General features: G+C 62.9%; 14 protein-coding genes and 1 pseudogene. 10 read left to right on the top strand and 5 right to left on the bottom strand.

What is annotated here, in order from left to right; translation table 11 throughout:
- Positions 1-9: 9 nt before the first annotated feature.
- Entirely contained in the window at positions 10-2,277 is a 2,268-nt protein-coding gene (locus G3I60_RS20210; protein WP_164295458.1) for a transglycosylase domain-containing protein, read from the bottom strand.
- 287 nt (positions 2,278-2,564) lie between these two features.
- Between G3I60_RS20210 and G3I60_RS20205 the strand changes: the two genes are divergently transcribed.
- The 3 genes and pseudogenes from G3I60_RS20205 to G3I60_RS20195 all read left to right on the top strand — a co-directional run.
- Positions 2,565-3,365 (top strand): ABC-2 family transporter protein, encoded by an 801-nt coding sequence (locus G3I60_RS20205; RefSeq protein ID WP_138356629.1) that lies wholly within the window; start codon positions 2,565-2,567, stop codon positions 3,363-3,365.
- Positions 3,366-3,525: 160 nt separating this feature from the next.
- The gene (locus G3I60_RS20200; protein WP_164295480.1) at positions 3,526-4,290 is read left to right on the top strand and encodes an ABC transporter permease; all 765 of its coding nucleotides are present in this window, start codon (positions 3,526-3,528) and stop codon (positions 4,288-4,290) included.
- A gap of 7 nt (positions 4,291-4,297) precedes the next feature.
- Positions 4,298-4,612 (top strand): annotated as a pseudogene (locus G3I60_RS20195) (ATP-binding cassette domain-containing protein); the annotation flags it as partial.
- A gap of 212 nt (positions 4,613-4,824) precedes the next feature.
- On the opposite strand, the gene G3I60_RS20190 reads toward G3I60_RS20195, so the two are convergent.
- Positions 4,825-5,034 (bottom strand): DUF397 domain-containing protein, encoded by a 210-nt coding sequence (locus G3I60_RS20190; RefSeq protein WP_164607594.1) that lies wholly within the window; start codon positions 5,032-5,034, stop codon positions 4,825-4,827.
- The gene (locus G3I60_RS20185; protein ID WP_164607593.1) at positions 5,034-5,918 is read right to left on the bottom strand and encodes a helix-turn-helix transcriptional regulator; all 885 of its coding nucleotides are present in this window, start codon (positions 5,916-5,918) and stop codon (positions 5,034-5,036) included. The genes G3I60_RS20190 and G3I60_RS20185 overlap by 1 nt, the downstream gene beginning before the upstream one ends.
- A 254-nt stretch (positions 5,919-6,172) precedes the next feature.
- Here G3I60_RS20185 and G3I60_RS20180 point away from each other — a divergent pair, with 254 nt between their 5' ends.
- The 3 genes from G3I60_RS20180 to G3I60_RS20170 are packed head-to-tail and all read left to right on the top strand — an operon-like array spanning position 6,173 to position 7,291.
- On the top strand, positions 6,173-6,490 hold the full coding sequence (locus tag G3I60_RS20180; protein ID WP_164607592.1) for a recombinase family protein: 318 nt from the start codon (positions 6,173-6,175) through the stop codon (positions 6,488-6,490).
- Entirely contained in the window at positions 6,484-6,735 is a 252-nt protein-coding gene (locus tag G3I60_RS20175) for a hypothetical protein (protein WP_164607591.1), read from the top strand. The genes G3I60_RS20180 and G3I60_RS20175 overlap by 7 nt, the downstream gene beginning before the upstream one ends.
- Before the next feature lie 10 nt (positions 6,736-6,745).
- Entirely contained in the window at positions 6,746-7,291 is a 546-nt protein-coding gene (locus tag G3I60_RS20170) for an ATP-binding protein (RefSeq protein WP_164607590.1), read from the top strand.
- 252 nt (positions 7,292-7,543) lie between these two features.
- Here G3I60_RS20170 and G3I60_RS20165 read toward each other — a convergent pair whose 3' ends face one another.
- Positions 7,544-8,356 (bottom strand): hypothetical protein, encoded by an 813-nt coding sequence (locus G3I60_RS20165; protein ID WP_164607589.1) that lies wholly within the window; start codon positions 8,354-8,356, stop codon positions 7,544-7,546.
- A gap of 208 nt (positions 8,357-8,564) precedes the next feature.
- Between G3I60_RS20165 and G3I60_RS20160 the strand changes: the two genes are divergently transcribed.
- From G3I60_RS20160 to G3I60_RS20145, 4 genes are all read left to right on the top strand, one after another.
- Positions 8,565-8,906, top strand: a complete 342-nt coding sequence (locus tag G3I60_RS20160; RefSeq protein ID WP_164607586.1) for a hypothetical protein — start codon at positions 8,565-8,567, stop codon at positions 8,904-8,906.
- 238 nt (positions 8,907-9,144) lie between these two features.
- Positions 9,145-9,351 (top strand): hypothetical protein, encoded by a 207-nt coding sequence (locus G3I60_RS20155; RefSeq protein ID WP_164607584.1) that lies wholly within the window; start codon positions 9,145-9,147, stop codon positions 9,349-9,351.
- Between the two features lie 401 nt (positions 9,352-9,752).
- Complete coding sequence (locus tag G3I60_RS20150) at positions 9,753-12,044, top strand: type IV secretory system conjugative DNA transfer family protein (protein ID WP_164607582.1); 2,292 nt, start codon at positions 9,753-9,755, stop codon at positions 12,042-12,044.
- Between the two features lie 171 nt (positions 12,045-12,215).
- Positions 12,216-12,893: a replication-relaxation family protein gene (locus tag G3I60_RS20145; protein WP_164607580.1), complete on the top strand. Its 678-nt coding sequence runs from the start codon at positions 12,216-12,218 to the stop codon at positions 12,891-12,893.
- Positions 12,894-12,941: 48 nt separating this feature from the next.
- On the opposite strand, the gene G3I60_RS20140 is transcribed toward G3I60_RS20145, so the two are convergent.
- Positions 12,942-13,202 (bottom strand): hypothetical protein, encoded by a 261-nt coding sequence (locus G3I60_RS20140; protein ID WP_164607578.1) that lies wholly within the window; start codon positions 13,200-13,202, stop codon positions 12,942-12,944.
- Positions 13,203-13,456 lie beyond the last annotated feature (254 nt).

Genomic DNA, 13,456 nt, shown 5'->3' with positions numbered 1-13,456 from the left:
GGCCTGGGCCTAGCCCCCGTCCGGGCCGCCGCCCCCGCCGTTCCCGCCGCCTCCGCCGACCGCTCCGCCGCTGGGCAGCAGGGTCGGGGGTCCGCTGGTCTCGGGCGGGGTCTCGGTGGGGGTTTCCGTCGGGGTTTCCGACGGCGTCTCGGACGGGGTCTGGGACGGTGTCTGCGACGGGGTCCGGGAGGGCGTCTGCGACGGGGTCTCCGACGGTGTCGCTGACGTGGGCGGTGTGCTGGGGGCCTCGGTCGGGGCGGTGGCGCCGTCCTGCAGTTCGAGGTCGAAGTCGATGTCCTCGGTGCCGCTGAGGGCGGCCTCGGTGTAGGCGGCCCAGACCTCGCCGGGCGCGCCGCCGCCGTTGACGCGGGGTACTCCGAGTGCGCCGTTGAGCGATTCGAGTTTGCCGGTGTCGGAGTTCTGGCCCATCACGGCGACGACGGTGACGAGGTTCGGGGTGTAGCCGGCGAACCAGGCGGCTTTGTCGTCGTCGATGGTGCCGGTCTTGGCGGCGGAGGTCCGGCCGGACTCCTGGGCGACGGAGGCGGTGCCGCCGTCGACGACGCTCTGCAGGATGGAGGTGGTGGTGTCGGCGGCCTCGCGGGAGACGGCCTGCTTGGCGTCGCGCTTGGGGAGACTGAGGTCGCCGCCGTCCTTGGTGATCTTCTCGACGAGGGTGTACGGGATGTACTTGCCGTGGTTGGCGAGGGTCGCGTAGCCCTGGGCCATGGCGAGGGGGCTGGCCTCCATGGTGCCGAGCGCCATCGAGGGAAAGGCGTTGAGCGTTTTGGTGGCCGGCAGGCCCAGCGCGTGCACGGTGTTGACGACGTTGTCGGGACCGACGTCCTGGGCCATCTGCGCGTAGACAGCGTTGACCGAGTTGTCCATGGCCTTGGTGACGGTGATGTCGCCGTAGTCCCGCTGGTCCTCGTTGGGCGGCGCGTAGCCGACGGGGCCGTTGGGGCCGATCACCGGGCGGCGGTTGTCGCCGTCGTAGATGGTGCGCGGGGTGATCGTGCGGCCGTCCTGCGTCTGGGAGTTGTTCTGGACGGCGGAGGCGAAGATGTAGGGCTTGAACGTCGAGCCGACCTGGTAGTCGCTCCGGGTGGCGTTGTTGACGTACTGCTTGGTGTAGTCGATGCCGCCGTACATGGCGACGACCTTGCCGGTGGCGGGGTCGATGGAGGCGCCGCCGGCGCGGACGTAGCTGTCGGCCTTGGTGGTGCCGAGCTTGTCGTAGACCTTCTTCTTGGTGGCGGCGACGAAGGCGTCCTCCTTGTCCTTCTGGATCGTGGTGACGATCCGGTAGCCGCCGGCGCGCAGGGTTTCCGCGTCGATGATGTTGTTGTCGTCGAGGTAGTCGTTGACGGCCTCGATGAGGTAGCCGCGCTGGCCGGTCTTGCTGGCGGCGGGCTTGGGCTTGCCGGGGGTGGGGAACTTGATGACGGCGCGTTCGGCGGCGTTGAGCCAGCCTTCCTTCACCATGCCGTCGAGGACGTAGTTCCACCGGGCCTGGGCCTTGGGGAGGTTCTGCGGGTGGGCGACGACGTCGTACTCGCTGGGCGCGTTGAGGAGGGTGGCGAGGTAGGCGCCTTCGGCGGTGGTGAGTTTGTCGGCGTCCTTGCTGAAGTAGGCCTGGGAGGCGGCCTGGATGCCGTAGGAGTTGCGGCCGAAGTAGCTGGTGTTCAGATACCCCTCAAGGATTTCGTCCTTGGTCTCATTGCGGTCGAGTTTGATCGCGATGAAGAATTCCTTGACCTTGCGAAGTGCGGTCTGCTCCTGGTTGAGGTAATAGTTCTTCACGTACTGCTGGGTGATCGTGGAGCCGGACTGTTTGCCCTTGCCGGTGACGGTGTTCCAGGCGGCGCGGATCATCGCTTTCGGGCTGACGGCGGACTCGTGGTAGAAGCCGCGGTCCTCGGCGGAGAGCGCCGCGTACTGGGCGGTCCTGGCGATCTGGGCGAGGCTGACGCTCTCGCGGTTGATCTCGCCGTCGCGGGCCAGTTCGGTCTTGCCGTCGGCGTAGAAATAGACGTTGCTCTGCGCGGTGGCGGCGGCGTTGGGGTTCGGGATCGGCACCAGGGCGTAGCCGATGAAGAACCCGCCGACGAGGATGAGCAGGACGATGATGACCGTGCTGGTCACCATCCGCCAGGTCGGGATGAGCCGGCCGAGGCCGGTCCGCTTGGGCCGTCCCCTCCGGTTGAGGACCGGCGGTCGGGGCTCCCAGCCTGGCGAAGCGTTACTGCTTTTCTGCTGCTCCGGCTCGTCGCTCATGTCTGTTAGGACTCCTCCGCCGCCGCCGGGGTTGGTCCGCGACGGAACATCTTGGGTCAATCGTTACGTACGCCCCGTTGAACACTGTCGCATCATCCGTGCTTGTGCGATCAACGGCGCGCACCCGTGACAGGGCTGTGACAGGCCGAATGGCTGATCCGGTGCACTCGAAAGGGTGGAAAACCATTGGCAGGTCCTCCCGATGGGCGATTAAGCTCGGCAGCTTTGGCGCGAACGGCGGGTGCGGGACCAGGCCCTGACGGAGGGGACGTGGGGGAGTGGGGGGCATCCGGCTGTACGCGGCGGTCGCGCTGAGCGGATTCCGGCGGTTCGCGACGTACCGGGTGGCGACGGCCGCCGGTGTCTTCACCAACACGGTCTTCGGTTTCATCCTCGCCTACACCTATATCGCGCTGTGGGACGCGCGTCCGGGGCTGGGCGGCTACGACCGGTCGCAGGCGCTGACGTATGTGTGGGTGGGCCAGGCGCTGCTGATGACCACGGCGATGATGGGCGGCGGTTTCCAGGACGAGTTGATCGAGCGGATCCGTACCGGGGACGTGGCGATCGATCTGTACCGGCCCGCCGACCTGCAGGTGTGGTGGCTCGCGACCGACCTGGGCCGGGCGGCCTTCCATCTGCTGGGGCGGGGCGTCGTCCCGATGCTGATCGGCGCGCTCGCCTTCGAGCTGACGCTGCCCGCGAGCGCGCTGACCTGGCTGTTGTTCCTGGTGTCGGTGACGCTGGGGGTCGTCGTCAGTTTCGCGCTGCGCTATCTCGTCGTGCTGAGCGCGTTCTGGCTGCTCGACGGTGCCGGGGTGAGCCAGATCGCCGGGCTGGCCAGCATGTTCTTCTCCGGCGCGCTGCTGCCGCTGACGCTGTTCCCCGGCTGGCTGGGGGAGCTGGCGCGGGCCCTGCCGTGGGCGGCGCTGCAGCAGATCCCCGCCGATGTCTTCCTCGGCCGGCACACCGGCACCGGTCTGCTGCGGGTGTTCGCCTTCCAGGCCGGCTGGGCGCTGGCGCTGCTCGCGGCCGGGCGGGCGCTGCAGTCCGTGGCGACCAGGAAGGTGGTGGTGCAGGGTGGCTGAGGGCGGAGCGGCCGAGCGGGTGGTGGCCGGCGGCGGTGCGGCCGGGCTCGGTGCGGTCGAGGACAGTGGGTTCGGAGCGGCCGGGTTCGAAGCGGTCGACTACAGCGCGCCCGAGCGCCGGGTGGTCGACGGGCTGCGGGCGTACGGGCTGATCGTCGCGATGTGGGTGCGGTCGACGATGGCGTACCGGGCGTCGTTCCTGATGACCGCGTTCGGGAACTTCGCGACCACCGGACTGGACTTCGCCACGATCCTGCTGATGTTCTCGCACGTCACGACGCTGGGCGGGTTCACGCTTCCCGAGGTGGCGTTCCTGTACGGGACGACCAGCACCGCGTTCGGGCTGGCCGATCTGACGATGGGCAGCATGGACCGGCTCGGGCGCCGGGTACGGGACGGCACGCTGGACACACTGCTGCTGCGCCCGGTGCCGGTGCTCGCGCAGGTGGCCGCCGACCGGTTCGCGCTGCGGCGGCTGGGGCGGATCACCCAGGGCTCGCTGGTGCTGGGCTGGTCGCTGAGCCGCCTCGACATCGACTGGACGGTGCTGAAGGTGCTGATGATGCCGATGATGCTGCTCAGCGGAGGCGCGATCTTCGGGGCGGTGTTCGTGGCCGGGGCGGCCTTCCAGTTCTGGGCGGGTGATGCCTCGGAGGTGCAGAACTCCTTCACGTACGGCGGGAACACGCTGCTGCAGTACCCGCCGTCGATCTTCGCCAAGGACCTGGTGCGCGGCGTCACCTTCATCGTGCCGCTGGCCTTCGTCAACTGGCTGCCCGCGCTGCGGATCCTGGGCCGCGACGATCCGCTGGCGCTGCCGGGGTGGCTGGACTTCGCGTCACCGCTGGTGGCGGTGGCGTGCTGCGCGGTGGCGGGGCTGGCGTGGCGGACGGGTCTGCGGTCGTACCGGAGCACGGGAAGCTGAGGGGCGGATGGTGGGGACAGTGGACGGCAACGGCGCGCACATCGAACTCGACGCGGTGGAGAAGGTCTTCGACGTCCGCCGCAAGGCCGGGCGGTGGCGGCGGGAGCGGCATCAAGTGCGGGCGGTCGACGGGATCTCGTTCTCGGTGCCGCGCGGCGAGATGGTCGGGTACATCGGGCCGAACGGGGCCGGGAAGTCCACCACCATCAAGATGCTGACGGGCATCCTGATGCCCAGCGGCGGGCGGGTGCGGGTCGCGGGGATCGACCCGTCGCGGGACCGGACGAGGCTGGCGCGGCGGATCGGTGTGGTCTTCGGGCAGCACTACCACAAACGATGTGCCGGACAAGTCCAGTGTACCGCCCTGCCCGACCCCTGGTCAGTCCCGGTGCGGTGACGAAATCAGCAGGTCAAACGCCCTGTACGGCCCCAGCGAGGGGGCGCGAACAGGGCGTCATCCGTCCCGACATGCCAACTGCCCCCGACCTGTCGCAACGGCCGGAGGTACCTGGTTCGTTGAGGATCTTGCGCAGCCTACGGCCGTTTGAACTCGCCGTCTTCCATGCCACCCTCGAACGCTGCCCACTCGCCAGGAGTGAAGACAAGTGCGGGTCCGTTACCCGCGTCCTTACTGTCGCGCATGGCAACGCGTCCGTCGTCCAAGAACGCCAATTCAACGCACTGCCCATTGTTCGCGGATCGGCTGGACTTGCGCCACACAGCGCCCGTCAGCTCTGAACTCATCACTGCCGTAGCTCCTTTACTGCTTTGTAGATCAGGGTCTGTGTGTCCTTGTCATCCAAGGCAGATGCCCAGATCGCTTGAAACGCCGTGTCATAGCGTTCGATCTCGTTGGGCTTGTCGAGGTAGAGATCTCCGGTGAAGCCGTCTACGTAGACCGTGCGCGGCTCGGTCGGCTGCCCGTTCCCGTTGGTCGGAAAGTCCAGCGTTGTGAACGGCCCAGACATGAGCCCATGGTGCAGACCCGCTCCGTAGTGCACAACGCGAATATTCACGTTCGGCAGCTCGACCAGTTGGAGCAGGCGTTCCAGTTGAGCGGCCATGACTTCACGGCCACCGACAGGCCGACGGAGTACGGCCTCGTTGAGCGCTACCTTCAAGGTAATCGGACTCGTCACCCTGGTCAGTAGCGCTTGACGAGCAATCCGTACGTGAACGCGCCGTTCGATCTCCTCGCTGTCAACGCCGGGGTTGTCCTCCCGGATCAACGTGCGGGCGTAGTCCTCCGTCTGGAAGAGGCCAGGAACCAGCTCGGAGCTGTACTGGCTCAGGTGGGCGGCTGCTTCCTCCAAGCCGATGTACAGGTCGAAGCTCTCCGGGATCACGTCGCCGTAGGCGTGCCACCAACCGCGACCCTTGGTCTCTTTGGCCAAGCCCATCAGTGCTTCGGCCAGGTCAGCGGGTGCGCCGTACACCTTGCACATAGCTTCAACGTCGAGGCTGCGCAGCGAGGTTTGCCCCGTTTCGATGCGCCAGATCTTCGGCTCCGACCACTCCAGCTTGGCAGCGGCGGCCTTGACCGTCAGCCGACATTGGTTGCGCAGCTCACGTAGGTGCCGACCGAGCTGCCTACGCGGCACCGTCGAGCCTGTGATCTCTCCAGTCACGCACGCCCCACCTTCCTTCAGATCGGATGCGCTTCACACCCGATATGTAAGCACCAGACCCCCCGAACCGCAATGTCATATAAACGTTCGAGGATGATGCTTCGTTTCATTCGATATGTAGTCTTGCACAGCGGGTATCACAGTGCTCTACTCGGTAATGTCACGCCGTTTCGTCACCGGGGCGTGGCCCAGCACGTACCGGGGGTGCCGCCATGGGGCCGCCCCCGGTACGGGAAGCGAGGGAGGGAGCGCAGATGAAGCCGCTGATCTATGGCTATATGCGCGTCACCGATGAGATGGACGACTTAGAAGTCCGGTTGCTGGAAACGCAGATGTCCGCCTTCGCCGAACGCGAGGGCTTCTGCTTAACGACGGTCTTCTACGAGTACGACGAGGGTTCGCAAGCTGCCTTCACCGAACTCGTGCACGAGGTACGGCGGGCAGAGGCGCGACACATCGTTGTCCCCTCCTATGAGCAGATGGCCGAGTCTCAGATAGTCCAGGCCCTCATGGTTGAAACCGTTGCACTCCAAGTCGGTGCGGCCGTGCATGAAACGACGGATTCATGCTGAACGACCTCGATCAAGCGATCCTCTTCACCTTCGCCACGCTGGTTCATGAGTCGGAAACCTTCACTACGGCTCTTGTCACCGATGAACTGACGGACAGAGAACAAGAACACCTCGCAAAGCGCCTCGTCGTCTTGGCGGACGCACTTCAAGAGCGCGCCGAGCTGACAAGAAAGCGCCGCAGTGAGGGGAACATCAGTGACATCAACAGTGCTCGCGGCGAATCCGGCAACACCAAAGCAGGGTGAACGGCAGCCGATGAACCAGCGCGCCATACAGCCTTCATCGCTCCAGCTCGCTGCCCTGCCGACTGCGGTGGTCTGCTCGCGTATGTTCATCCGGCACGTCTTGCGGTGCTGGGAGCTGCCCGACCTAGTCGACGCGGCGGAGCTGGTCACCTCGGAGCTGGTGACCAACGCAGTCAAGGCAACCGGTGTCATCAAGCCGAACCCGAGTTGGACTGACTTGGAGAAGGTCCCGCTCATCAACGTTCGGATCACGGCGCACGGTGACGGCGTCTCTATCCAGATCTGGGACGTGTCACTTGAACGGCCGCTTCAACCGGAAGCCGGCACCGATGGCGAGACTGAGGGCGGGCGAGGCTTGTTCATCGTGCGCTGCATCGCCAGGAAGATCGGCCACTTCTACCCGCGCAGCGGCGGCAAGGTGGTGTGGGCCGAGCTGGCCCTTGAAGCACGGGTTCCACCGCTCCCGCGGCGTGCATCGAAGCCGTCGACCATCCAACTGCCGTTGCCCGACCCGGATCTACTCCGCAAGCTGCTGGCTGGGCTGCAAGCGTTGTGAGAGCCCACACAACCTCCAAGCTGCCGCCCGTAGAACACAGGCTCCCCTCCTGTGGGCGGTAAGACACCCCTGACGTGTAGCTGCGTCAGGGGTGTCTTGGGTCAAAAACGAAGAACACCCCGCGACCGTCGCGGGGTGTTCTCTTCCTCCTGGGTGCCGGGTGCTCTTTGAGCGTCCAACGTACTCCTATAGGTCGTTAGTTATCGTTACCGTGCATAACATCTCTCCGTTTATATTTACCTACTTATTTTCTCACGCCTCCCATATCCAGGCAATGCCCGAAATCTCGTCGCGTAGATCGTGGAAATCAAGGAAGTAAAACCCGGCTGCATTAAGCGGGAGTATCTGATTGGCGTCTGGATCGAAATTCATGGCGTTCATGCCAACATCTCTAAACCACCAGATCTTGCGAGGTAGTTTTGAGGGTGTGAACTGGACGCGGAGGCCATGCCAACTCAGCTCTCGCAGGTCGTGATACCAGAGGGTTGGCTCCATTGATTGAGTGCTATTGACTTGCACCTTATAGGAAAAGGCGCGGGAGAAATCTGCGGCGACAACGGACTCGTCGAGGTTGAGAACGAAGGTCAAGACCCCGCGATCTGACTCGTTCTGCCTGATCAGGCTGCACCCCATTCCGGCAGTAGCGGACATGACGCCGTGCCTTCTATCAGTGGGGTAGACATATTCTGCCAGATAGAGAGGCTCGGTGGCCTGTGTTGGGACGACCGTGATAATTGCGGTGAGCTCTTCAATGACACCTCGGCCATCGATCCTGAAGGACTCTTCACGTTTCGTTAGTCGATAGGTTGCACGGATATCTGCCTTCGGGGAGTCGGCGGTGACCACCGGAGGTTGTTCAATAACTTCTCTGCTTCTATTGCGGTGCTGACGACGCCGCAGCTCGCTTTCCGCCTTTATGGACGAATATGCTGCGCGTAGGCGCTGTGAATCAGCGGCGAAGGTCGTTATGTAGTAGTCGACCAGCTCAGATGACGGTGCCGTGTAACCATTCTCGATGTTGGAGATGTGGCCAGGGCTGTAACTGCCGACACTGCGGGTTGTCACTCCGGAACTTTGTCGAGCTGCACGTAGCAGTTTTCCGAGTCGAACGTGAGCCTCACTGAGGGGCTCTCTGCTTTCGCGACTCATAAGGAATCCAGTTCATGTTTGCTTGCCGTTGTTTAGCTTGCTTGCACAAATCTTTGGTCTAGGCAAGCGTACGGCAACCCACAGAAGCTTGTTGTCAGCTCAGAAAAGAGAGGACGAGATATTTATGGCAAGCGACATCGTGCGTCGAGACGGGGACGGTCTGCCGGAGCGGCGGCCGAGGCGTGAAGCGGCGCGGCACAGCCGCCAGGAGCGGGAGCTGGTGCACCGCCACAACCTGGACATCGGTCAGCTCATGGCAACCGGCAAGCACGAAGAGGTCAAGGCGATCCTGCGCAAGCAGTTCACCGAAGACGGCATGCAAGACGTGGTGGACATCGCCAACCTGGCGCGGGACTTGGTAGGTGAAGACCCGTTTCTCGCGGCCCTCATCGTGCCCATTGCTCAGGAGTATGCCCGAACGACGAGCAGGGACATCCGCGACTACGGACGCCGCCGGGGGCTGTAATGCTGCCCGATTGGCTGGCATCCATCGTCGGGACGCTTCTTCTCCCGGCCGTCCTTATCGGCATCGCTGCATTGGTGTGTTGGAGCGACGGGCGGAAACGGTCGAGAGCTGAGGCGGAGGCACGTCGGCCACCGTCACCGGAAGAACAGCGACTCCAAGCACGAGAGCGCAAGCGTGAAGCCGCTCGCCATATGCGGGCGGTCGTCAGATCCGTGAAAGAGAACCGAGGAGACAGAAGATGACCGGCTTCATTGTCTTGGCGGTAGTGACCTTCGGGCTCTACTGCTTCGTCAAGTGGTACAGGAGGTACGTCGTCCCGTACCTGATCCGCACGGCGCGAAAGAAGCGCGACCGTCAGATCGAGACGGCGCTTCGGTACCGGATGTACGACATGCAAGCGGCCCGTCGTATTGGTCGACGCATGTTGGACGACGACGAGTTCTAACCCGCTAATCCTCGCTCCGACCTCCGTCCAGTTGTCCTGATCGACCAGTCGGGGAAGACCGCCACTTCTCTCGTGGCCATCGTCACCCCTTGGTAGATGCGATGACGAGGCGGGGGCCGGAGCGCTTGATCCCTCGGTTCCAACTCCCCGCCGGCCACGAGAGGTGGTCGGCGGGTTCTACCTGGGAGGTTCTGCTGTGGAGAAGGCTCGGAGCTGGCTCGTCACGCTGCTGCTTGGAGCACTGGCCGTCAAGGCGGTGTGGTGGGTGGTTGAACCTTTGATTCCATACCTCATTGGCGGCCTGGCAGTGGTCGTTGCCATGGGATTCATTTATCACCGCATGACGCGGTGGTAAAAACTACACACCTCATGTGCATGTCTATGTGAGAAAATAGATAGGCATGAGTTATTCAGCCTTCGTCACCATCTCTGCTGCCATTGCGCTGCTGTCCAGCGCTATTTTTTTGGGACGGAATACCATGCGAAGCTCCGACGACAGTCGAGTGTCGTACCGACTGACCTTCCCCGCTGAACTGGCTGCCGCTGAGGTAGCCAAGTGGCTGAACGCCGTATCGGGAACGCTTCGGTCGGGGACAGGGCACCTCTTGAACGTCCCGACCATGGTGTTCGAGTCCTGGGCGACAGACCTCGGCATCACGCACCGAATCCGGGTGCCGAAGGCGAGCGCCGCCTACATCGTCCCCCAGCTCCGTTCGCTCGTGCCCGGTATGACGGTGACGCCGGAGGACGATGAACCCGAGCACCAGTGGACGACCGCGGTGGAGCTGGGTCAGACGAACCCAAGCCGAACCCTCAACATCCCTGATGCAGAGGCACTATCGACCAGCGTCCTCGCCAACATGCAGAGCCTCGGGAGAGGCGAAGCGTTGCTCGTTCAGTGGGTAGTGCGACCAGCGGCCAAGGAAGCACTTCCGAAGCAAGGGCACGAGGTCAGCACGAGTCGGTACAGCGTGGTTGGTCAGCTTCTCTCAGGGGGGCGCGGTGCCGACAAGGACGAGATCGCCGACCGTCGTGCCAAGCTGAGTGAACCGAACTTCATTGCCGTACTACGGGTGGCAGCAAAAGCCGCCGATCCTCGCCGCGCGGCCGGCCTGCTAATGAACGTCCGGGACAGCCTCACCAGTGTGCATAGCGTGGACAACCGGTTCAAGAAGCGCCTGGTGACCTCAGCCCGGTTGATGGAGCGCATCAAGCGAGCAAGCGGTTCAGTTCTGTACCCGGCGAAGCTCTCGACCACAGAGCTCGTCTCGCTCATCTCGTGGCCAATTGGGCGTCCTCACATCGCGGGCCTGCCACGAAGTCGGACGCGTCATCTTCCCGCCACAGGAGCGGTTCTGAGCACTGGTCGCGTGATGGCCCGTTCCAACTTCCCTGGTGCCTCTCGGCTGCTGGCGCTTGACGCGATCGAATCAGCGCAACATCTCCAGGTGGTTGGACCGACTGGTTCAGGCAAGACGGCGCTATTGAGCAATTTGATTGTTCAGGACATGGAAGCTGGGCGCGGGGTCATCCTGATCGAGAGCAAAGGCGACCTCTTTCAAGCGGCGCTCGAACGGGTGCCAAAGAAGCGCCTTCACGACGTCGTGCTTTTGGACGTGACTGACACGGATCATCCGGTGGGTTTCAACATCTTGCAGGGCTCGCCTTACGTGGTGGCCGCCGACATCCAACGCCTCTTCGACCACCTGTATCCGCAAGATGCCCGAGGGGTGCGCGTTCGTCAGGGGTTCTACCACCTGATCCTGACGCTTCTTATGAGCGAAGGCGCACGCGGACAGATGACCTTCGCGGACATGGGAGCGCTGAGCGTACCGAGGGCCAATCAACAGCAGTTCTCGGATGACTTGATCCAAGGCGTATCACACATCGAGGAGTTGGCTCACTGGTGGCAGGAAATCACCGCCCTACCCCGTCCGCAGAGAGAGTTGTACTTCAAGCCCCTCTCGGATCGCACCTGGCAGCTCAACAACCGTCGCTCGATCCGAAACATCATTGGGCAAAGTTCCAGCACTATCGACCTGCGGGAGGTGATCCGAGGGAACAAGATCTTGCTCGTCAATCTCGGCCGTGCCACCGAGGGGAAGGAGACGGCGGGGCTGCTGGGCAGTCTGCTGCTTAACTCCATCTGGAGTGCGGTACAGAGCGGCGTGGCGAATCCTGCCCGGCCCACGATGCTCTACCTCGACGAGTTCCAGGACTTCCTGAACCTCCCGATCTCGCCCGCCGACATGTTCGCCCAAGCGCGTTCTCTCGGCCTCGCAATGACGGTGGCGCATCAGTTCCTCGGGCAGCTCACCAAAGAATTGCAGGATGCCACCCAGAACAACGCGCGCTCAACGGTGGTGTTCCAAACCTCGGCCGACGAGGCCAGATCGTTTGCGCGTCAGTTTGGCCGGAGCGTCGCCGAAGACGACTTCACCAACCAAGCGCGCTTCGAGGTGATTATGCGGCTCGCCACGGCAACCGGCGTCAGTGCCCCGATGACAGCCGTCACCTTGCCGCCGCGTGATCCGTCTGGACTAGCAGATCAGGTGCGGGAGCTTTCGCGTAAAGCGTATGGAAGACCCGTTGTCGAGGTGGAAGAAGAAATAACACGGCGGCGCGGGACGCCGCCGCTGGCCCGAGCAGCGGCCAAGAAACGAAAGTTCGGCGGAAAGGCATGGAACGAGTAATGCGAGGCGTTCAAGGCCACACGTCGAAAGCGTGGGCTCGTAGCACAGCCCCAGCGCAACCACCTAGTACAGGGGTAGATCAGCCTCAGTTGTTGCCCTACCCCTGTACTCCCTCCCACCAGGGGAAACGTCCCCCTCTATCACTGCGTGACTGTATAGGAACCTGACCACATGGAACTAACACCCCGAGACATCCAAATCCTGAAACTAGTTGGCACCTTTACCCAGCTCTCTTCATTGCACCTAAGTGAACTCCTCTTTTCCGACCGATCCCATTCCGTCCCGAACACGGTAATGCGCCGCTTGGTGCGACTGGGCTACCTTGCAAGGGTGGGACGTCGAGCTCACGGGGATAAAGGGGGAACGAGTGCCTACGTGTATCAGCTCGGGAGGTATGGACGGGCGTTGCTCGAAGTGGAGAGCCGTCCCTCGGTGGTGGTGAGTGACCACGCCCTCATGATTGCCGACACCTATCTCGAACTACGGCGGGCGGAGAAAGCGGGCGTGCTCGTGGTGAAGCGGTGGGAGGTAGAACTCCCGGTTCCACCGGTGCGGGCGGACTTGTTTACTGTGCTGGACTTCCCCGCGCAGCAACGGACGGCAAGCTACTTCTTAGAGATCGACCTCGGTACTGAACGGCCGGTGCGGATTGTCGAAAAAATTGCCGGATACTGGCGGGCTGCCGAGAGCAGCCAAGAAGAGTATTTCCCGTACGTGGTGTTTGTGGTCAAGCAGGAAGGACGTAAGGCGGAGATGGGGCGCATCATTCGGAAGCTACCAGCGCCACAACAAGAGATGGTGAAGGTGGTTCACATTAGGGAGTTGATTCCGCAGCTACTACAGATTTAATGCAACTCTCAAAGAGGTGGGGTTATTGACAGAATGATCAAGAGATGTTTAATTTAGGATGGCGAATATATACTTCGCCGTCACACCGTTCGCCTGCAACAGGTAGAACCCGCCGCCTACGGCATAAGGCTCCTTGTTGAAGGAGAACGTTGTGAATATTCGCTTTTGGCTGCACATCATGATCGCAATTCTTTGTGTAGTCGCTGCCTGGTTTGGCGGCCGGGCCTTGGCCCACAACTCCACGAACGACGCGGCGATCGCGGGATTGGCGGGCCTAGCGGCCGTGATCACTCTGAACGCCTTGGTCATGACGAAGAAGTAGCAATCGGCCCCCGGACCTCCGGGGGCCTGGTACTATCCCGCCAGTCGAGTTCATGAAGACGTAACTCAGGGAGCGTGCGTGGCCAACGAAAAAATACATATGTGGATCGGGACAGTCGTCGGTATCGCTGGCCTTCTTCTCACCTATTTGGGATTCGCATTTTCCGTATCCTGGTGGCCATTCAATGACGACTCTGATTCCGTGCCGACGTGTAGCCTATCGCCCATAACATCCGCCGAGG

It is taken from the genome of Streptomyces sp. SID13666 (assembly GCF_010548325.1).
GTDB classification, from domain to species: Bacteria; Actinomycetota; Actinomycetes; order Streptomycetales; family Streptomycetaceae; genus Actinacidiphila; species Actinacidiphila fildesensis.
This window is presented reverse-complemented; position numbering and strand designations above follow the sequence as displayed.